This window comes from Sphingobacterium sp. UBA3519, from assembly GCF_002377215.1.
Classification (GTDB): Bacteria; Bacteroidota; Bacteroidia; order Sphingobacteriales; family Sphingobacteriaceae; genus Sphingobacterium; species Sphingobacterium multivorum.
In genome coordinates, this window is the sequence record NZ_DFPI01000022.1 from 202,256 (window position 1) to 223,382 (window position 21,127).

Annotated in this window: 18 protein-coding genes; 14 read left to right on the forward strand and 4 right to left on the reverse strand. The window is 38.1% G+C overall.

From position 1 onward, the window contains the following. Nucleotides 1-12: 12 nt before the first annotated feature. The 4 genes from B3297_RS11970 to B3297_RS11985 all read right to left on the reverse strand — a co-directional run bounded on the left by B3297_RS11970 (nt 13) and on the right by B3297_RS11985 (nt 7,052). On the reverse strand, nt 13-1,365 hold the full coding sequence (locus tag B3297_RS11970) for a RagB/SusD family nutrient uptake outer membrane protein (RefSeq protein ID WP_286768232.1): 1,353 nt from the start codon (nt 1,363-1,365) through the stop codon (nt 13-15). A 3-nt stretch (nt 1,366-1,368) separates the two neighbouring features. Further along, a complete protein-coding gene (locus tag B3297_RS11975) occupies nt 1,369-4,587 on the reverse strand; it encodes a SusC/RagA family TonB-linked outer membrane protein (RefSeq protein ID WP_201638777.1) in 3,219 nt (1,072 codons plus the stop codon). A gap of 9 nt (nt 4,588-4,596) precedes the next feature. Continuing rightward, nucleotides 4,597-6,525 (reverse strand): TlpA family protein disulfide reductase, encoded by a 1,929-nt coding sequence (locus B3297_RS11980; protein ID WP_286778928.1) that lies wholly within the window; start codon nt 6,523-6,525, stop codon nt 4,597-4,599. A 152-nt stretch (nt 6,526-6,677) separates the two neighbouring features. After that, the gene (locus B3297_RS11985; protein ID WP_286778929.1) at nt 6,678-7,052 is read right to left on the reverse strand and encodes a hypothetical protein; all 375 of its coding nucleotides are present in this window, start codon (nt 7,050-7,052) and stop codon (nt 6,678-6,680) included. Nucleotides 7,053-7,723: 671 nt separating this feature from the next. On the opposite strand from B3297_RS11985, the gene B3297_RS11990 reads away from it, so the two are divergent. The 14 genes from B3297_RS11990 (at nt 7,724) to B3297_RS12055 (ending at nt 20,744) form a co-directional block, all read left to right on the forward strand. After that, nucleotides 7,724-8,173, forward strand: coding sequence for a helix-turn-helix domain-containing protein (locus tag B3297_RS11990; RefSeq protein ID WP_286778930.1), 450 nt, complete (start codon nt 7,724-7,726; stop codon nt 8,171-8,173). A 440-nt stretch (nt 8,174-8,613) separates the two neighbouring features. Continuing rightward, nucleotides 8,614-8,913: an Arm DNA-binding domain-containing protein gene (locus B3297_RS11995; RefSeq protein WP_286778931.1), complete on the forward strand. Its 300-nt coding sequence runs from the start codon at nt 8,614-8,616 to the stop codon at nt 8,911-8,913. Further along, nucleotides 8,828-9,850, forward strand: coding sequence for a site-specific integrase (locus tag B3297_RS12000; protein ID WP_286778932.1), 1,023 nt, complete (start codon nt 8,828-8,830; stop codon nt 9,848-9,850). Before B3297_RS11995 ends, B3297_RS12000 begins: the two co-directional genes overlap by 86 nt. A 94-nt stretch (nt 9,851-9,944) precedes the next feature. Next, on the forward strand, nt 9,945-10,646 hold the full coding sequence (locus B3297_RS12005; RefSeq protein ID WP_286778933.1) for a hypothetical protein: 702 nt from the start codon (nt 9,945-9,947) through the stop codon (nt 10,644-10,646). A 733-nt stretch (nt 10,647-11,379) separates the two neighbouring features. Next, nucleotides 11,380-12,945, forward strand: coding sequence for a reverse transcriptase domain-containing protein (locus B3297_RS12010; RefSeq protein WP_286778934.1), 1,566 nt, complete (start codon nt 11,380-11,382; stop codon nt 12,943-12,945). 331 nt (nt 12,946-13,276) lie between these two features. Beyond that, complete coding sequence (locus B3297_RS12015; RefSeq protein ID WP_286778935.1) at nt 13,277-13,600, forward strand: helix-turn-helix domain-containing protein; 324 nt, start codon at nt 13,277-13,279, stop codon at nt 13,598-13,600. Between the two features lie 30 nt (nt 13,601-13,630). Then, nucleotides 13,631-14,383 (forward strand): hypothetical protein, encoded by a 753-nt coding sequence (locus B3297_RS12020; protein WP_286778936.1) that lies wholly within the window; start codon nt 13,631-13,633, stop codon nt 14,381-14,383. Between the two features lie 30 nt (nt 14,384-14,413). Then, the gene (locus B3297_RS12025) at nt 14,414-15,052 is read left to right on the forward strand and encodes a hypothetical protein (protein WP_286778937.1); all 639 of its coding nucleotides are present in this window, start codon (nt 14,414-14,416) and stop codon (nt 15,050-15,052) included. A 163-nt stretch (nt 15,053-15,215) separates the two neighbouring features. Continuing rightward, a complete protein-coding gene (locus tag B3297_RS12030) occupies nt 15,216-15,425 on the forward strand; it encodes a SymE family type I addiction module toxin (RefSeq protein ID WP_286778938.1) in 210 nt (69 codons plus the stop codon). A 378-nt stretch (nt 15,426-15,803) separates the two neighbouring features. Beyond that, complete coding sequence (locus B3297_RS12035; RefSeq protein ID WP_286778939.1) at nt 15,804-16,319, forward strand: DUF4468 domain-containing protein; 516 nt, start codon at nt 15,804-15,806, stop codon at nt 16,317-16,319. A 201-nt stretch (nt 16,320-16,520) separates the two neighbouring features. Next, nucleotides 16,521-17,129, forward strand: a complete 609-nt coding sequence (locus B3297_RS12040) for a hypothetical protein (RefSeq protein WP_286778940.1) — start codon at nt 16,521-16,523, stop codon at nt 17,127-17,129. Nucleotides 17,130-17,144: 15 nt separating this feature from the next. After that, nucleotides 17,145-17,828, forward strand: coding sequence for a hypothetical protein (locus B3297_RS12045; protein WP_286778941.1), 684 nt, complete (start codon nt 17,145-17,147; stop codon nt 17,826-17,828). 132 nt (nt 17,829-17,960) lie between these two features. Further along, nucleotides 17,961-19,277, forward strand: coding sequence for an ATP-binding protein (locus B3297_RS12050; protein ID WP_286778942.1), 1,317 nt, complete (start codon nt 17,961-17,963; stop codon nt 19,275-19,277). Between the two features lie 63 nt (nt 19,278-19,340). Then, nucleotides 19,341-20,744 (forward strand): HEPN domain-containing protein, encoded by a 1,404-nt coding sequence (locus tag B3297_RS12055; RefSeq protein WP_286778943.1) that lies wholly within the window; start codon nt 19,341-19,343, stop codon nt 20,742-20,744. The last annotated feature ends 383 nt before the right edge of the window (nt 20,745-21,127 follow it).

Here is a 21,127-nt window from a genome sequence, read left to right on the forward strand (position 1 = left end):
TATTATCGTAAATTAACGTGGATTTTGAGGAATTCCTGCTATCCTCACAATATCTGCCGGCAGAGGTAATGCATACCGGTTTTCGTTGGGCAAAAGCCTGTATTCTTTCCCATCGACTACTCTTTTTAAGACGATCTCCTGCCCTTCCAGATTTAATCGTTTGATATCCATCCACCTCAGCCCTCGATAGACCAGCTCTTTCCGTCTTTCGCTTAATATCACTTTCAGCACCTCCCCCGCCTCCGTCAAAAGATAAGGTTTATAGGTTCCTGATTTATATCGCGTCGCCAAAAGTTTATTAAGATCTGCTTGCGCTTCCACCAACTTGCCCGCTCGCGCCAGACATTCCGCCCGGATCAGGTATATTTCATCTGTAGCCACCCCGCCAAATAAAAGCGTACTTCCTGAGTACTGCCCTTTAAAATTGATTACATTATTTAACACTTTAAAATACGCTTGCTTCCGCAGGTCATTGGGATCATAAGAGCGATAGAGTACAGAATCGATATTTGAATACGCATTACTCAGTATTGTTGCCTTCAGTTCCATATAAAATGTAGTCTCTTTATTGAATAAACTAAAGGGAAAAGAGGCCGTCAACTTCACTTCATTGCTGTTATTATAATCAAGTAGCTCGTTTCGCCGTTGCAAATACAGCTCAACATATTTTAATGCCAGATCATATTGACGCATCGACAGATAAGCTCTTGCCAAAACCCCATATACAGCAGGCTTACTTGGCTGTACCACATAATCCGGTTCCAATGGCAGAAGCGAAATCGAAGCTTCTAGATCTGTGATCACCTTTCTATAGCTATCTTCCACGGAGGCCCGTACGGATTTCACATTAAAATCCGATGTTTCCCGAAGAACAATACCTAGATCCGTCTCAGCGGCATTTTTTTGATAGGCCTTGGCATAGGTCCATAACAAACTGAGATAACTGTTGGCACGAAAAAATAGGGCAGCGCCTTTAATACCGTCCCATTTTGCAGCATTCTGTTCATTTCTATCAATTTTATCAAGACGCTCCAGTACGAGATTAGCTATATATACAACATTGTACATGCTCGACCAATCGTTGGAAAAATTATATTGGGAATCTTCCCAAATATAATCCAGCTTCTCCACATCATTCAATGCTTTGTAATTGCTCTCAGGAATAAAATAATCGTCACAGGCCTTTTCACCACGTGAACAAAAATTATTGTTCATTACACGTACATTGTCCAGTAGTTTCTGTAAGTCATCCAGTTCTTTGGGTACAACCAATTTATTATTGGATTGTACATCCAAATATTTATCACAAGCCCCGAAAATTAGTGTAGCAAAGCCCAGGGTTATACTTATAATTATTGTTTTCATCTCTTAATAATCTATTTGAATTCCCAATGAAAATGTTTTTGGAGGGGTTAGACGATATGCAAATTCAGGATCAATATGTTGCCTATTAGCTTTCCAGATTACACCTAGGTTAGCAATATTTCCATACAGCCTAAATTTCATTTCGTTCTTGCCAGGTACCCTATGTTCCCAGGCGGCATTAATATATTCCAAGCGGATATGGTCTCCTTTAAGTATCTGGATTTCTGATTGGGTATAAAAAGCACTGAGATTATCATTTATCGGATACTCCATTTTAGGCATGCTGGTCTGCTTTTCATCGCCAGGCTTCATCCAGCGATTTTCAAAATCGGGATAAGCCACACCCTGCTCGAAGAGTGAGTAGTAAGACGTGGACGGCTTTTGAAAATAATAATCAGCTTTAAAGCTCATGTTAAAAGACATCGAAAATGCTTTCCACGCAAAAGTATTGATGAGATTGCCAAACAGCTGGGGTTTGGAGGAACCAATAAAGACAATACTTTCTGAATCCGAAGCGTTTTGTAGGGACGCATTTCTGATCTTGAGATATTCTGTGCTGACTTCACCGTTCAGGTATCCCTGTGGCTGCCCCTTTTCATTCAGTCCAGCCCATCGATAAGCCGCTATTGCATTTAAAGGTCGTCCTACTATCGGCGTGATACCATTGCCATTACCGAGAAAATTGCCGAGCCCTTGGTTCACACTTCTATAATATGCGGTCGTTTTGTTCTTATTCAGGCCTACTACCAGACTCGTACTCCATTTGAGCCTATTTATTGTATTGATACTATTCAGAGCCAGATCGAGTCCATGACCAAGCATGGCGCCGACATTTTTAACCACTGTTGCCTGTGCTCCCCATGTTGTATAATCATAATCTGTGGTACCATACAGGTCTTTTCCATTTTTCACATAATAGTCAACACTGCCTGAGATCCGGTTTTTAAGTAACGCATAATCCACTCCTAGATTGAAAGTTCCGACCTTCTCCCATCGGAGTGAAGGATCATTTAGGTTTCGGATACTCAACATGGGGTAATTCGTATATCGTGCTGTCTCGATATTTGCAATGGGTTCGGGCGTCCTGGTCAGATCAACGTTACCACTGTAACCAAATGTGGCTCTGAGCTTGAGATTATCCAACCAAGGCAGCTCCATAAACTGCTCTTTGCCGAGATCCCAAAAACCACCCACAGACCATAGTGGTGACCATTTATCATTTGTATTGGCTCCAAATATATTGGCTCCATCCTGCCTAAAACTGAAAGAAATGCCATATTTCTCCTTCCATATATCAGAAAAATTGATGTATGTTGAAACAAACCTATTGACCGTTTTTGTGAAATCCGGACTTCCCACTATTGTCTGTAATAGTGCGTCGGGACTCGTGCGGTAAAGGTTTATAAAGTCAACAGCCTGCGAAGTCAGGGGGATACTGTTGTATCCATACACAGTATAGGCTCCTCCACGCTGCGTATTCTGCCGCATCTCCGCACCAACGATGCCAATTAAGTGGTGCGCACTCAATCGTTGATCTAAATTGAGCTGACTACGCACGGTGTACGACTGCCCCTCACTTTCACCAATTTTATTAATTCCCGCACGCGGCACCGGATAGCTTACTTTTCCAGTCACCGGATCCACCTGTGTAAATTTATTGATCAACAGTCGAGCACTATAACTTTCCATTTCACTTAAAAACTCACTCTTGGAAGCCTGCTTTTGATGTTGTCCTGAAGCGGTTAACTTGAGGTAGGGCAAGATCTGATAAGATATACCGGCCGATGCAAAGAGCTCAGTCAAGTTTTTGGTAGTCTTCGAATAGTTATATTCCGATAGCGGATAGTAAGACCAGTCTAAATAATTAGCACCAAAATTCTGGTCGAGATACGACCTTCTAAAATCCCCGTCAAACGATATTTCCTTACCGTCATTATCAAAGAACTGCATATAGGGAACCGATTTGCTACCATAGCTCAGGCTGGAATAATCAGGTCTCCCCGATTGATCCCTATGATCGGTATAGTTCACATTCAGATCTACCTGCAAGTTTGCAATCGGACGATAACTATTTGAAAATAGCAGATTCCATTTTCTATTTCGGCTATCTAATTCAGTTGTTGTTTTCGTGTAGCCTAATCCTAACCCATAACTGTTTTTTGCATTGCCACCGGCGATATGCAAGTTATACTGCATCGACATCGGTGATCTATAAAAAGCGTCTGAATAATTCTTCAAACCGTCCTGCGCCAAGAGGTTATTGATTGCCTCTGCGGAGTCCAATGACGAAATCTTTCCATTTTTTGTACGGTCCAAAATATCAATTACGGGGGTCATTGCTACATAAGGAAATGATTGTAGAAAAACATCATAATGTCCTCCATCGAACAGCATCTTTTCAATAGCTATAAAATCAGCATTCGGAACCTGATACAGCTGCGACAGATTTGGGCGATCTTTAAAGATCATCGTACTTCCAAACGTAATTTTATTGCGGGTATTTGTCCCTATCATACCCTTCTTGGTGGTCAGTACAATTACACCGTTTCCCGCCCGGGCTCCCCATATTGCACTCGCCGCGGCATCTTTTAAAACTGTAGCCGACTCAATCATCGCAGGGTCTATGTTGGTGATATCACCTTCATAGATAAACCCGTCCAGCACAATTAAAGGATCAAGATTACCGTTAATGGTACTTAGTCCCCGAACAGAAACATTTAGCTTCTGCTGCATAGCATTTTTGATCGGCTGATTGTCAAAGCGAATAGCGGGTACAACATTGTTAAGACGCTGAAGGATATTGGTCCCAACCTGCTGATCCAACATTTTTCGGGAAATTAAATTTATAGCCCCCGTGACTTCGTTTGCCCGAAGTGTCTGATAGCCGGTATTCACCTGTACCTCCTGCAAATAGTTTTCTTCCTTTTGAAGCAATATCACTGCATTATCTCTAAAATAACCTCCGGCCACAGTGCGGCCGTGATATCCCACCAAACTGACTGTCAACGAGTCCCTATCGACAACACCAATTAAAGCAAACTGCCCCTTGTCATCAGTACGCGTTACCAGCTGTTTATTCATCACGCGAATGTTCGCATTCGGCACAGGAGATCTATCCGTACTATTTAGTACGCGTCCTTTAATCTCCATACTTTGCATCTGCTGAGCCTTGCCCAGCAAGATGTTTACGCTGCATAGCAGCGTTAATAATCCAACTTTCATTACTTCGGGCTAGTAGATTGGATAAACTAAAGGATAAGTTCTGTATTCTTTCACAGCACTAAACACTATCCCTCTTTCGTTCAGAAAAGTTAACTTTTCTTGTTCTGTCCACCGGACAAAGCCAGCAGGTATGGTGATATCGATATTAAAATTTTCCTTCTCTTGCAGTTCAGTCGGAAGATCAAAAGCATAAAAGAGATTCTGCAGAAATAGACCGATAGGAATATTCTGATAGAAAGCCTCTTCGCCTATCCCTTGAAAGCGTGCAATTGAAGCCTTTCCACTGGTAAGAATGGTTTTGATCTTATCGGAGAATCGTATTTTATACAGTTCAATGCTGTCGCTTTTACGCGCAACAGCAATTTTAAAATAGTTCTGAAATTCTCGACAAAAAATATCCGCAAATTGTGAGCGGGATACCGAGTCATCGGTATAAAACTGATACCAATACTTATTTTGGGTGCTATTTCCGTTCAACAACTTTTCTTTGAATTGTCTACCGAGACGAGCATCTATGACCAGATCATTTTGTCGGAACCCTTTGAGCACCTGCCCATAGGCTTGAAAGAGCATAAACTGTAGACTCTGATTGCCCATTTGAAGGAAGGTTGTCCCTTTCTTATGATTCAGATTCGGGTAAACAGGTAGGTAATTGTCTCTATATCCCCCAAATGCAGAAATGTAATGCACCCCCACAGTATCCAGTAGCGGTTCAGCAGCACTCCGAGTGAGGTTTTTATAAATGCCTTCGCTCTTTAACACGGCATTTCCATCCACCAAAGCCTGAATATTTTTGTCCGTCAGCGAATGCGAGCTGGTCATGGCAATAAAGACACCATTTGTATCAACTACCGCCAATGCAGGCAGGGTATTATGCGCAAACAATGCGGTAAACACGGTATCATCTAATACTGTGGGTAGAGAGGGCGTAAAATTAAAATCAGCTTTAAATTTCTCAAATCTTGTCTTTATCCGTTTTGCTGTATCTTTATTCCGCTTACTATTGACCATTATAACCTGTATGTTAGCCGGAAAACGCTGCTGTATCCATTCCATTTTAGGAATACCTTCAATGCAGCTCGGACAACCTGTTGACCAGAAGTCTAAAAAGATCAGCTTCCCTTTCAGATCAGCGAACTTGATTGTTTTCTTTTTCCCATTAAAATAATGGAGTTCAAGCGACTGGTTCCATACCGCATCTGGAACCTTATCGCCCGGCTTTAGCGCAACAAGATTGGAGAGCCCATCGGCCCCGCTGTCCTTGCGGGGCGTCTGAGCCGATAAACTAAACATAGAAACTAAACATAAAAACAAGCATGACAAAACCATGCGATGCGCACGCTTATAATCTGCAACAAATAAAAAGCATTTTAAAGCCTGCTGAACAACTAAACCTATTGATCCAAGCAAAGTATTGGCTCGCAACACCAAAGCCTTGCAGATCGACTTAAAGAGCCTTAAAACAGATCGTTCAGATTCTACTTCATAAGTCAATCTAGCATTTCCCACCTGCTGAAAAGCTTGCTTTTGTTGTGTGGGTCTTGTGCAATCGTTTAGTTGTCCTTGTGTATAACAAGGGCTTAGCAAGGGTGAACCTAGGGTCGCGCTATAGTCAAGCTTGAGTGTTTCTTGTGCCAAGCTATAGTCGACCATCTTTTGAGCAATTCCTGCCGAATTTTTACATTTCATCGGGTTTTCATCGGGTCGGCATCGGGTTTTGATCGCTGTGGCCCGATGAGATCCCGATGAAAACTTGATGCCAATTGCATGAAAGGCAGAAGCCAGGGCGAAGTTGGTCAGAAAAAAGTCCCTAGAAGGTGATACCTCACTCCCTGTTCTGCTGGCCTTCGGCTCAGCTTCGAGACTTATTTCTATTAGGGTCTGAGCGCTAATCGTACAGCGCTTTTTTAGCAGGATCGAAGTACCTTTAAAGTACATTTTTCCTTGTCTAATTTTCTTACGCAAATTTTGCGTAATTAGTACTATATCTGTGCTTAAGTAGTGCTTCACAGGTACTTGAAATATATAAGTTATATAGCCCTTAAAAAAGGCTAGTAATTGTAGGGTATTCATTATATTTTTGTTAGTGGTTATTTCGATATCCTACGGAAAAACTCAGCGACTTTTTTGCTCAATTCTAGCTCTTTTCCGATGCGCTCTTCAGCTTCTGCTGACAGCTGCATTTTACGCAGGTCTATATGGCGATGATTGACGATACAATAAGCTATCAACACCCTATACAATGCGGTTGCAAATTCCTGCATTTCCTCATCTTTCAGAAGCCTATTTTCTCCTATGCCACCATCAAGATAAGTACTCAATAGCTGGATAATATTAGCAGAAATAGCATCTAAGGCATAATTATTCCAGAATGCCTCAATCTCATTTATAGGGTTATAATCGTCCTTATGGACATCATAAATCATCGAATCAAAAGCAAATTGTAGCGCTAAAATCCTGTTCATTTTTCAGTAAGTCTTCGTAACCGAAAGTACATAGCATCCCCTCTCCGATCGAAATCAGCTTTTTATTGGGAGCCTGATGTTACTCAGTTCACATTTGTAATAATTAATTCATTGGGAGCCAGACTACGTTTGAATGAGGGGTCACAAGGTATATAATATTGGCGTTACGTGGTCCATGGCAAAGAGAAGCCAAATCTAATTTGGCCTAACCAGCCGAGCTACTCGGGGGCTGTGATGATGTTCTTTGATTGTTGTTTTTTGTTCATAACTCGTTTGTTTATAAAAACGAGTCTTTTTAGCAGGTATTAGAAACAGCAATGGCGCGACATCCAACCTACCGTCTGTGCGGCCGTGAGAAGCCGATGGAACGAGTAAGCGGACGCCGCGCCATTGCTGACGGGCGTTTTGATCCACTTAATCGCCTTGCTCCATTTGAAATTTCTCACGTTTCACAGACAAGACTCATAAGTGCAGCCACCTAAGATGGTGCAAATGTATTGTTTTAATCTACTAAAGACAAATAATTCACTTTAAAAGTGGCTTTAGACTATGTATAAAGCTCATTTTATCGACAAATAATCGTATCTTTATATCAAAGGTAAGGAACCAATTATTTAGAGCAAAATGGTAAAATACCGGTAAATTACCGAACTTATTAAAATCTATAAAAAATGGGCGTTGCATTTCAAGAAGAGAAAATACACGAAGGAAAAAATCTAAAGAGAATTCGTGAAATCATGGGTATAAAACAGGAGGCTTTAGGACAAAAATGCGAAAGCAAATTTGACCAAAGACGCATTTCTGAATTTGAAAACTCATGGACTATTGCTGAACCAGCATTAAAGGAGTTGGCTGATGCTTTGGGTATAACAGTCGAATTTATTCGTGCATTCAATGAAGAGAAAGCCATATTTAATATCCAAAACAACAACACATTTACCGTTTCGGAAAATTCATTTGGGCTTAGCAATCAACCTAACGTTACCTATAACGGCCTTGGAAAAGTAGAGATGCTTTTAGAAAAACTCGTTCAGGACGATGCTATTAAGACTAAAGCGATTTTGGATTTGACTAAAGTGTTTGCTGATTTGGCGGAAGAGGTGAAAAGGTTGAAGGGATAAATTTTAGATGCGATTTTGAGAAAGCTCGTTTTAACAGTACTATTAATATTTACAAGGTATCTAGTATCGCCTGATAGCGTGCCTTATTCGGCAGGAAGAGGTCTTAGGTTCGAATCCTGCCACCCCGACCGAGAAGTCTACAAAGGTGGTCAAAACCCCTCTAATCGTATGATTAGAGGGTTTTTTCTTTTTTCCTTACCCCAATTTGTTCAAGTAAAACCAAAGAAAATGAGACCTATTCGGTTACCCATTTTATATACCTAATTTTGGGTCACCGAAATAGGTTCAAATATCTAAAAATCAGTTTTTTGTAGTTGTTTGTTTTGGTGCTTTTTGTAACTGTTTGATATAAGGCTTTTACCGATTGGTGACCCCTTTTTATATCAAATCCGAGCAAATAGCGCCAGAACGCGGATATGCAACCATTAAAGTAAGTTGATATGAAAACACAGAATTGCACATTCGGGGTTATCTTTTACCTCAAGAAACAGAAAACAACAGCGCAGGGAAAAGCACCTATCTATGCGAGGGTAACGGTGAACGGCAAACGCACGGAAATATCCGTCAAACGTTCGGTAGTCGTTTCGGGATGGGATGCAAAAAAGGGTTTGGCAAAGGGAAGCCGTGAGGAAACGGCGGAACTTAACCGATTTCTTGCCCGTTTTCAAGGCAAAAATCATCGATGCCTACCAAGAATTGGTATTGTCGGGGAATACAGTAGACGGAGTGGTCATCCGTGAACGGGTAACGGGGTCTGCACAGTCGGGGTGGACACTTGGCAGTCTGATTGAATACCATAACAAAGAGCAGGAGAGTAAACTTGCTTACGGCACGATGAAGAACTATTATACCACGCAAAGCTATATCAAACGCTTTCTGAAAGAGAAATACCGCCGTACAGATATAGCCATTTTGGAACTGAACTACTCGTTTATCTCCGATTTTGAACATTACCTGCGAGGCTACAAACCGAAAGACCACCATAGACCGTTGAACAATAACGGTATCATGAAGCACATCGAGCGTCTCCGCAAGATGGTCAATATGGCGGTCACAATGGACTGGCTGGCAAAAGACCCCTTTGCCAAGTTTAGGAAACATTTTGACAAAGTAGAGCGCAAAAGCCTAACAAAACAGCAACTTGACAGGCTCGAAAGCAAACGGTTTAGAGTCGAGCGACTGCAACAGGTATTGGATATGTTCCTTTTCAGTTGCTATACAGGGCTTGCATACATCGACCTTGCAGAACTTACGCCCGATAACATCATTACGGGTATAGACGGTGACCTATGGATATATACAAGCAGGGCAAAGACGGACACAAGTGTCCGCATTCCCTTATTGCCAAAGGCAACGGAACTGATGGAAAAGTACCAAGACGACCCGAGGGCAGTCAGCAACGGTACAGTATTCCCCGTTATCTCCAATCAGCGGATGAACGGTTACCTAAAGGAAATAGCGGAGATATGCGAAATAAACACAGACCTTACATTTCATATTGCACGGCATACGTTTGCCACTACGGTCACATTCAGTAACGGAGTGCCGATAGAGAGTGTATCGAAGATGCTCGGACATACGAGCATCCGCACCACGCAGATTTACGCCAAAGTCGTCGAACACAAGCTACGCGAGGATATGCAGAACCTAAGGGAACGCATGGCGACAGGAAGCTAAAAAGACCGCTATTCCCCTAAACAGGTCAAATTCAGTATATTTGTTAGAGACAGTCCGTTGTACTGTCTCTTTTTTATTTCAAAAGTGATTTGCCATGCGAGATACCTATTTCAAGACACGCCGACCATTCAGCAGAAGAAAACACCCATACGACATCGGTAGCCCCATTGGGTTTTGGAACTACTACGATGACAACCATTTTCTTACCCGACTATACGTAATAGGCAACGAAGAACAGGAGCAGTATTACAATTATCAAATGGACTATGCCGTAAGCACGGGCAAATGTACCCAAGCCGAGTTTTACGAACACGTAAGGGAGATAGTTGCCGACCATATCGAAGCCATCAGAAAAGAATCCCCCTTTTCACGTAAGCACGCACGTAACCGTGTCAACCTTAAATATCTACGGACTTTCCCAGACTTTCTCGTATCTATAAATACCTATGGATACCGTGACCCTGTTGATATTACCATTACACGTTATGATATGGAGATTGCTTCTCTGAAAAAGAAGCTTGCAGATAAGGATGAGGAACTTTCAACGCTGAGCGAAAAACTTGAAAAATTGAAGGTATACGAAAGCAAGTATAAAGTGAAAATAACAAATGGGTATTTGAGTACCTTTTTAGACCTCATACACCAATTTCGTGAAATCAGAACCCCAAACGAAGATGGTGTACGTATTTTGAGTGGGTCTACGGAAATGGTATGGGCAAAGATGATATGTAAATATTTCCAACATGGAGAGGATGCACTCAATATTGACTATAAGGAGCAGGTTTACTGCCGATAAAGAAAAACGAGGTATAAAATTACCGTCCGATAAGGGAAAAGGACAAGTTTTTTAAGATTGTACCAGAAGAATTTTAATCTTAGATTATAAGGTCATTATTCATAAACAGCATGAATATAAAAAGGGTTATACAAATTACGCAATAATTTTTATGAACAAAATCCATTGTAAAGCCGGCTATAAACTCAAACAATTAAAGAAGAGCTTTTTTGTTGCAAATTTGAGACCCTAGATACTTGCTGATATATTTGAGTTGGTCGTAGCGTTATGCCAAACTAACTGTCAATAAATTATAAATAAATCATCAATAAAATGTCAAAATGTCTCAAAAATAAGATGTCTAACCGCCAATTTTGCATACTCTTACTATTGGAATACTTTGTGCTATTTACTGGATATGGATGAGAGTTGGGACAAGACTGGTAGGTACGTTTTATGTAAAGTGCACATTTGTGTTCCACACGCAGACCTTGGCTGACGTGTGAAGAGAGATTCCAATTCTGCAACCCTCTAACAATGTTATTAACAGTTGCATTGCGAGGATTGTAAGATGAACTATCTTAGGTTCTGTTTCTACTGGTGTTGTCATAATTGATAATTTTAGTAAAGATATGAATTTAATTCTATCAATGAGTGGCGTTGCCTATAACGAAAGTGAAAAGCAACTTCAGGATTGTATCTACTAATAAGTAAGCCACGACCAACTCCATCCTTTTTTATTAATCTGTATATTATGAATGATGATTGGCTAAAGTTTAAAAAATACCCTCACATTGGAAAACCTTTAACAAGTAAAAGAGATAAAATTTGGATAAAAGGTTACATTGCAAATTCAGAGAATATTTCCAATCATAAGTTCGTTCCCCTACTTCACCGTACCCTCAGTCAAAGAAAATATAGACCTGTAGAAGATGCTCCCAAAAATGAAAGCGGTAAACGGCAACGCACAATAAGTGATAAGAAAGAAAGACACATTTATTTTCCCTCACATTTGGATTCTATTATTTATAGCTACTATAGCAATTTACTAACGACAGCATATGAGAATTATTTAGAAGACAAACCTTATGGTTCTGTTGCGGTTGCATATAGAAAAATTCCCATCGAAAAAGGCAAGAGTGGAAATAAATCAAATATAGAATTTGCATTTGAAGCATTTGAGTTTATAGAAAATAATAAACATCGAAAACTTTCTGTTATTATAGCAGATGTTACTTCATTTTTTGACAACTTAGACCATAGAATCTTACATAAACAATGGAAACGTGTATTAAAAGAAGACAATTTGCCGGACGACCATTATACAATCTACAAAAACCTCGTTGACAATAAATATGTAAATGAAAATGAACTATTCAAAAGATTCCAGCATAAATTGATAATCGAACGTTTTAAGCCAAATGACCCTACCAAAAAAGAACTTAAACGCAAAAAAATAAATAATATATACAATTTACGACACGAAAATGTTGTTGCCTTTTGCAATAAGGATGAATTTTTTGAAGAAGCAACAGATTTGATTAGAGTAGACAAACCTTATAAAAAAACACTTCGAAAATCACTTAAAAAAATTGAAAAAAAAGGTATTCCACAAGGAACTCCAATTAGTGCAACACTCGCAAATATTTATATGTTGGATTTTGACGAACGTGTTTATACTGAAACTATGTCAGCTTCAAAAAATGCCTTTTATCAAAGATATAGTGATGATTTAATAATTGTTTGTGACCAAAAAGATGAAAATTATTTTGCTGAACTGATTAGAAAAGAAATTGAAGTTGAAGCGAATCTTGAAATACAAACTAAAAAAACAAACATATACAGATATGAGTTGAACGAGGATTTAGAATTTAAAGGTGGCATTGTAAAAAATGGCGATGTTAATGCCAATAAGCAAATAGAGTATTTAGGGTTTATGTATAATGGCTCAAAAATAAGAGTTAAATCAGCTGGCTTTTCAAAATATTATAGGACTATGAAAAGGTCTTTCAAACGTGGAGCTCATTTTGCTAAATCTGCACACATACCTTCTGATGCACTCTTTGAAACTCGTCTTTATAAAAGGTTTACTCATTTAGGTTCTAAAAGACGATTAAAATGGCTTCCTGATGATGACAGTCCAACGGGATATAGTCCTTCAAAGTATTATGATTGGGGCAATTTTATTAGTTACTTGAACAAATCAAATCAAGTAATGAAAGAAATAAATAATGATGATACGATTGCTAAACAATACAGAAAAATATGGAATAAATTTCACGAAGTGAAAAAATCGACCTACATAGAGATTGGAATATAAAATGAAAACACTATATAACATCGGTATAGCTTAATAATCGGCGGTGCTATTTGTATGAAACCAATTCCTAATATCAACTTTCCAGAAATACAGTAATAGGAGAACCTATTATTTAACAAATAATACACGTCATCAGACAAGTCAAACAATATTTCTCTCGCTACAAACTATAAAACTCTATACACATTCAACTAAAACTGACCAAATGCCTATAATGGTCATCCTCTGAACAGCTTTACCCCGTTCCTTTGTGCCAAAAGCGGTCGGAAATGTACCATCTGTTTCCGTCCGCAGGATAACAGAGTTTTTAACGATAACAAAAAGGAGAAAGATGAACGTAGAGCTTATCACGAGGGACGACCTCGAAAAATTCAAAAAGGAACTGTTGGAGGAAATCAGAAAGCACCACCCCCATCCGAGGAGACAAGGACATGAACCGAGGACACGGCTCAAAAGTTACGAGGTGCGCAAGTTACTTAGCATATCCGCAGGCACGCTCCAAAACCTACGGGTGAACGGCACGTTGCCATTCAAGAAAATCGGCGGACTAATGTACTACAGATACGAGGACATCCAAAAACTGATGGAAGGAGGTGAACCATTTTTAACAAACGGATTGAAAGGCTTTTTGGTGAAACAGGAAGCTTATCCTTAGACAAATCTAAAAACAAGGAAGCGGACAAAGATGATGCATGAACTTAACACGACAATTATGGGGTGGGAGCCACCTAATATCTTTACATCTGTAGCCAGTAAGCCAACAGACTTGAACACCCGCGATACCGCATACATCGAACTTATCGCACGAATTATCGGGTTAATACGAGTGGACGAAATATATTATAACCAAAATTTCGTGAAGATGGATAGCCAAGGTGAGTTGGTGGTACTCGTAACCAAAACCATTGGCAATTCATTGTCCGAATATGCGCCATTGCTGGATATGGTGTTTCGCGACTATCCTTATTTAAACTACAGGCTGTTCAATTCACAGCGGGCAAAAGAGGAAGTCCAAAGACGCAATATATTCTATTATTTAGCGTGCCACGGGGAAAAACATCTATATTCCAATCCTGTTTTTGGTTTCCGAATGGCTTCTTACCTAATTTCCATAGATGGCCATTTCCGTGTCGAGGCCAAAGCATATTTCGATAGGGAGATGGCAAAAGTGTTGTCATTTAGAGATGGTGTGTCGTTCTATTATGAAAATGGCAACCATCCTCTTACCGCGTTTATGCTCCACCAGCAGTTGGAACTTACCTATCGTACAATAGAAATTTTCATGATGGGTCGGGACAAGGTCACACATTCCATAAATGCACACCAAAGGCACGTAGCGCCTTACTTCCCTCATTTGAGCGAAGTATTCGACCAACGGGATGAAGCAGTACAGCGCTTGGTCATGCAACTGGATGATGCTTACTTGGCAGTGCGGTAAGGACATCGCTATGCTATCAAAAAAGGAAAATTGGCAACCGCAATTGAAAAAGCAGAGATGGCCTACCAAATAGCGCTTACAATGTACGCGGAAATTGAAAAAAAATTGTTTGGCATTACCGAAAAAAATAGTCTTACTAAGGAAGAAATTAAAATTTATGATTCAAATTTAAGTCCTAATGGGGGAGCGCATGCCGTATCGACAGACATGTTAAATATGACACAACAAATCGTATCAAAAATGGAAAAGAAAAAAAATATAAGCGATAAGCAGATAGCCAAAGTGGCTAAAATATTACACACGACTGTAGAGGCAATTAAGGAGATGGATAATGAGAGAATAATTCAAATTACCCCTTTAGGTGAGCAGGCTGGATATATTAATCAAAAAAACAATCCAACTGAGAAAATCGTGGAACTTTATGAGCGATTGATTGAAACCAAAAACTCGGAAACAGAGGTTTTTAACGAAGAATTAGACAAAGTAATCAGCGTAGCTGTAAAAAAAGCGATTTCGATAATAGGCGAGAAAGAACATATAAAAACAGAAGCCAAAATTTTATCCAAAAAATTAAAGGCAACCATTAAAATGGTAGAATGTGGACTTGTGACCAATGCCATAGCCGATATGCTTGGGTTGCCTATAGAGGCGACCGAAAAACTGGAATAAACGATGGCATAAGAACTAAATACCCCTCGCTCATTTGTGGCTTGCGAACCCCCACCGCTCTTAGCCGATGCTGTTTTCGCTTTTGCCGTTTACCGTGAAAACTCGTGCGCCATATAGGGTATTATCTCACATCTGTTCATTACTATTTAGAATCTTAAAGGTTATGCATATACACAAGAAGACAGGAAACAGACAGCCAGAGGTCAGAAGCTTAAAAATACAGCCGGAAATTAAATTTAATCGTTGGAGCAAAACCACCGTTCCGGTTATAAGATTAAGCGGGTTATGGCTTGAAAGGTTGGGATTTAGCCCCGAAAAACGGGTTACTGTCACTACGATGGATAAACTGCTTATTATTCGATTGGACGAATAATAAGTAAAAATACCGTCTCTTCAAAACTGAATGACGACTTTTTTATTCTTCTAATTTTGCCTTTACTTCAGATTGGATAACAGTCTAAATAAGGCATAAAATGATTAGTCTGTCATAAGGGTTAAATATTGTTGCTATTCCAAATAAAACTGTTGGATGTTTTCAAAAATTTAGTTTCATTAGCGCTCAGTTATTAACATAATTAGGTTCATCGTGAATGTTGTCAAGTTGAATGTGAAAATTATTGCCATTTCATTATGTTTTTTTGTATTATAATTGTGTGAAAAATTAATCATGACACTAATAAAACAGATCTTTTGTCTATTCCTATTCCTGACGCCAGCTTTATTGTATTGTCAACAACAAATAAACTTACCATTGACGAAGGATAGTACTATAGTTTATGAGCAAGTAATAGAATCACCGTTTTCAAAAGATCTCCTTTTTTTGTCGGCCAAAGAGTGGATTATAGACTATTATGATACTCCTTCAAATGTTGTAGTAGAAGAAAATAAAGATGAAGGGCTTTTGATTATAAAGGGAACCGTAAAAGATATTTTTCCATTTAATCGGGTCGGGGAGAATACTTTCCATACATATGAGACCGATTTTGAACAATTCTATACTTTGAGAATAGATATAAAAGATAGTAAGTATAGGTATATTATCACCTTAAATAATATTAAAATATTTGTGACTACGTCCACTCCTTTCGGTGATGTTGAGAATTGGGTCGACAAGAGTAGTAAGGACTTTATTAGAAATTACTTTAACGATAGTACTAACTATAAAATGAAAGTAGAAAAAGCGAACAAGATTCATGAGGAGATTATACGGCTTATACGAGGTCTTAATGATAGATTGAAAACTAAACCTACAATATCGGACTTTTAAACTTATTAATCGTATCAAATCATGGTAACCAGGCTTAAATTCGCAGTCATAAAAATGAACTTAAGCATTGAGAAGCTGTAAGTCATTAGTTACTCAAGTATTTATTTCACCTGATTACGTACAGGAAATCATTGAAAGAAATAATATTGGATGATAATTTTGGGAATTTAATTCAATATTGCTTTTTATTAAAATAACAAGATGATATTTAAGGAAACTGACGATCACGAAAATAATGCGGATGTCTCTCACAGCGGACAGTATTACAATATGTGGAATAAACTTGCTATTTCATATAAATTAGCAGCAGAAGCTATTGCTGAAAAAATAAATTCAGAGAAATCAGAAATCGATCTTCTAATCTATCCATTAGTATTTTTGTATCGACATTATTTCGAACTTAGAATCAAAGAGATTTTGTTTTGTTATAGAGAATTTGACGACACGAAAGATTTATTAAAACGTACTCACAAGTTAACAGAAAATTGGGGAAGGTGTAAAGATCGGATTACGATTATGAAGCAACGTGGTCTTAATATACAAGGGACGTCAGAAGAAAATTTAGAGTGTGTTGATCGAGTTATAGCAGAAATAGATCTGTATGATGAGAGATCCGATGCTTTCCGTTATCCATACGACAAAAATGGAAATCCAACATTGATATTTTTCAATAAAATTGACATTTCTAACTTTTTGTCCTCAATAAGTTCAAGTATTTCAGTTTTAGAAGAAATAACAAGTATGATATCAGTGACTATTGATTTCAAAGATTTACTGCATTCAGACGAGTTGGATAATTCTTCTTTATAGTTCATAAGATTAGGTATGTATAATTTTGAAAAATTGGTTGCATCAAGCCAGTCTACTAAGTCTTCTGAAATAAATATTAAAGTGGAAGTGCCTAATGCAGGAAATGTAAAAATATCATTTAATAAGAATTCGGAAGCCTATATCTCTATAGTCTTTTATTTTAAATCCTTAACGGAAAAATTGCAGTATAGAAAGGACGGAGAGATTTCACCACAATTGTTATTAGAGGTAAAAAAGAAAAGAGAATTCATTAGACAATCTATAAAGCAGACCAATGAATTATTAAAATTCCAGAGGAATAAAAAAGTATATTTTCAAACTATTAGAGACAATTTGGCTGTTAATTTAAATTCAATCGCTGATTCCAAGCTATCAGATCAATTTTATGATGATTTATTTTTTTCTAAAATAAATTATACTCCTTTAAGTACCCAAATAAAATCTCAAAAAATTGTGCTATTAGATCAGTACGGAAGCCCAATTAAGCCATATAGACCCCGAACTTCATTTTCGTCAAGAAATCCTTATTCTAATAGAAGAAGAGATGAAGAAGCGCAAAGATTGAAGATTGAAAGTATGAATAATGGCACTTGGAATGAAAGAGATTATAGGAATGCAAAAACTGTAGCCACTATAATATTTATAATTCTTTCTTTAGTGGCTTTATATTTCGAGATACAAAAAATACAAAATCGCTAAAAGTAACAGGTATTTCCTTTTGTTGTTCGTGTATTGGCAATATACTAAGCCAACAAGCCATATTTCGTAGGATGTTCACACCAAATAGAGAATTATGGTTATTTTTGGGATAATTATAAAAAAGCGCTCAGTATGCCCGAACAGCAGAACATAGAATATAAACAGAATTGGCACGAAGAATATCTTAAGTGGGTTTGTGGTTTTGCAAATGCACAAGGTGGGGTGATTTATATTGGAAAAGATGATAATGGAGATATTGTTGGCTTAGAAGAGTATAAAAAGCTAATGGACGATATTCCCAATAAGATTCGTAATGCAATGGGGATAACCGTTGAGGTAAATTTGCACGAGGAAGCAGGGGAATATTTTATTGAAATCGTTACCCACCCTTATTCCGTACCTATTTCATTGCGTGGTAGATATTACTATCGTAGTGGAAGCACCAAGCAGGAATTGACAGGCGCATCACTCAACGAGTTTTTGTTGAAGAAGTCGGGCAAGACGTGGGATGATGTGATTGAACCACGAGCAACTTTTTATGATATTGATGAAACGGCAGTTGCTAAGTTTTTGGTAATGGCAAAAGAAAAAGGACGCTTGCCCGAAGTGGACGGATTAAGCACCCAACAACTTTTTGACAAGCTACGCTTAACCGAAAGCGGGCAACTAAAGCGTGCCGCATTAGTTCTTTTTGGCAAAGACCCAGGTAAATTTTATCCAAGCATTAATGTTAGGATTGGTCGTTTTAGAGATGAATTGGATTTGGTATTTCAAGAGAGCGAAGAAAATAACATCATCAATTTGTATCAAACTGTTTTGAACCAAATCAATCATAAATTCATTGTCAAGAACATTACGTTTGAGGGAATGCACCGAATTGAAACGCCCGAATATCCACGTGAAGCAATGCGTGAGGCTATTTTAAACGCTTTGGTGCATCGCAATTATATGGGTGCACATACGCAAATTAGAGTTTACGATGATAAAATTACTTTTTGGAACGAGGGCGGTTTACAAAGTCCTTTAACTATTGAGTCATTAAAACGACCACATTCATCACAACCACGCAACGTCCTTATTGCTGATGTTTGCTTTAAAGGCGGTTTGATAGATGCTTGGGGACGTGGTACAATAAAAATCATAGAAGCTTGTAAACAAGCCGGACTTCCCGAACCCGAAATTATTGAACGGGACGGTGGTTTGTTGGTAACACTTTTCAAAAATAGCATGACTACCGAACAATTGGTTAAGCTTGGTCTAAATGAACGGCAGTTAAAAGCAGTTGAATATGTAAAAGAGAGAGGGAAAATTACGAATAAAGAGTATCAAGAGATAAATTTAGTTGCCAAACCAACCGCAACCCGTGATTTATCAGAGTTGGTTGAATATGGTATTTTTAGAAATACTGGAAAAGGAGCAGGAAGTTATTACGAAATAATTGGCTCATAATTGGCTCAATTGGCTCATGATTGGCTCATAATTGGTTCTTTTGGATTATAAATAGTATTCTAAATGAGTGATAAGCTATCTTTTGAGAAAATTTCTATTCGACCTACAGAAGAATGTGTACGAAGATTAGGTTTGGAAACAGATTATAAAATTGAATCTGATTTTGAAACTATTAATGGCATTGACTGTACTCTGACATTTAATAAGTCTGAATTTCGTCTTGGAGCGAAAGACTTAAATCGGAACTTAAAGAATGAGCCATATATTTATCAGAGAGTTTGCTATGGGTTTTGTGAACGATTTTCAATTTTTGGGGATAATACAGGGTATCTAATCGAAAGAGGGATGAAAACGTTTAAAATGAACCATTCCGAAGAGTATGCATATAGTGGAACTATTTCTGAACTTAAGCCTCTTGCTTTTGATAATGAGGCGAAATATTTCTTTCAATGTATTTTCGGCTTTCCAAGTACTTTGGAAGCTAATTTGATTTCATACTTTATCACATCTCCGTTTGAAACGGAATCTGTTAGGTATGCTGGAGGATTATTGAAAATCCTTGTAAAAGGTGTTCGGTTGCATATTTATTTGTCAAAGATTAATGATGACAATTTTTTGATTTTCGATACTTTTGATAAATGCTATTATGAAAAGTTTGAGAAGATTGTTGAGGCTATCTCATTAAACTATCAATTGTTGAGTGGTGTTAAGGTGAGGGAAAAAAGACTTATTTTCCGTAGCGAAAATGCAGAGTTCGAAAGCCCTGTATTGCATTCATTTAAAAAACTTAAAACTGATGTTAATGGTTTCCCGTCTCTACTTATGCCCAGAGATCTTCTTAGTTTCTACCCCTCGTTGGAAAAAAAAGAACGGTATTTAAATGGGGAAATATTTGCAAAACTGGTTGAACAATCGTTAGATGACATAAGGATTTTAAGGGTAATATCCATGATTGTTAATAGTTTTGAACTTCCTCTTGAAATTAAAGCGTCAACTTATTGCGTTGGGCTGGAAACGTTTAAGGATGTAATACTATCCGAGAATTCAAACAAAATTAATCCGATAAAAGATAAAGGTGTTTCAAAAGAGATAAGGGAGCGTTTCAAAACCATTATAGATGAATACTCTGAAAATGCGTTTAATAATAGACAGGCAGTTATTAGTAAAATAAATAATCTAAATCAGACGACTAATTCCGATGGCTTTATAAAAATGTTTGAAGTGATTGGTATTCAGCTTACTGAAGCTGATAAGGATGCTATTAGTAAGAGAAATGACTTTTTACATGGTCGTGTACCATTGGAGAGTGTTGATGGAGATGATAAAATGCTACATTATATAGTTTACAGTTTACACTTTTTATTAATTGCATTAATTTTAAAAAAAGCTGGATTTAGTGGGTATTTGTTAGAGTTAATTAATTTCGAACAAGTCAAAAAGGGAGAAAGCCCTTTCAGGTTGATATGATTAAAAAGCTTGAAAACGAGATGTGATGGAGCTTATATTTTTATTTATTCGGTGAATAACGCCATGATAAAGCCAGAATGAAGCCAAGTCGTTTTCCCCTCGCTCATTAGTGGCTTGCGAAACCCCACCGCTCTTGTCCTGTGCTGTTCTCGCTTTGGCTGTTTACGGAATTGGTTTGTTGACTAAATTCCATGAAAAAAGGATTGTTATTATCGGGGAAGTTTTGTATCTTCATGATAACAAAGTACATTGACTGATTGGAAAAGGTTCTATCAAGAGAACTCAAAAGCCTACAAAGTAGGACATATTAAAGGAGACCTATTCGGTTACCTCTCTTGATAGGTTACTTGCTAACAATAATATAATCAACGATTTAGGGGAGT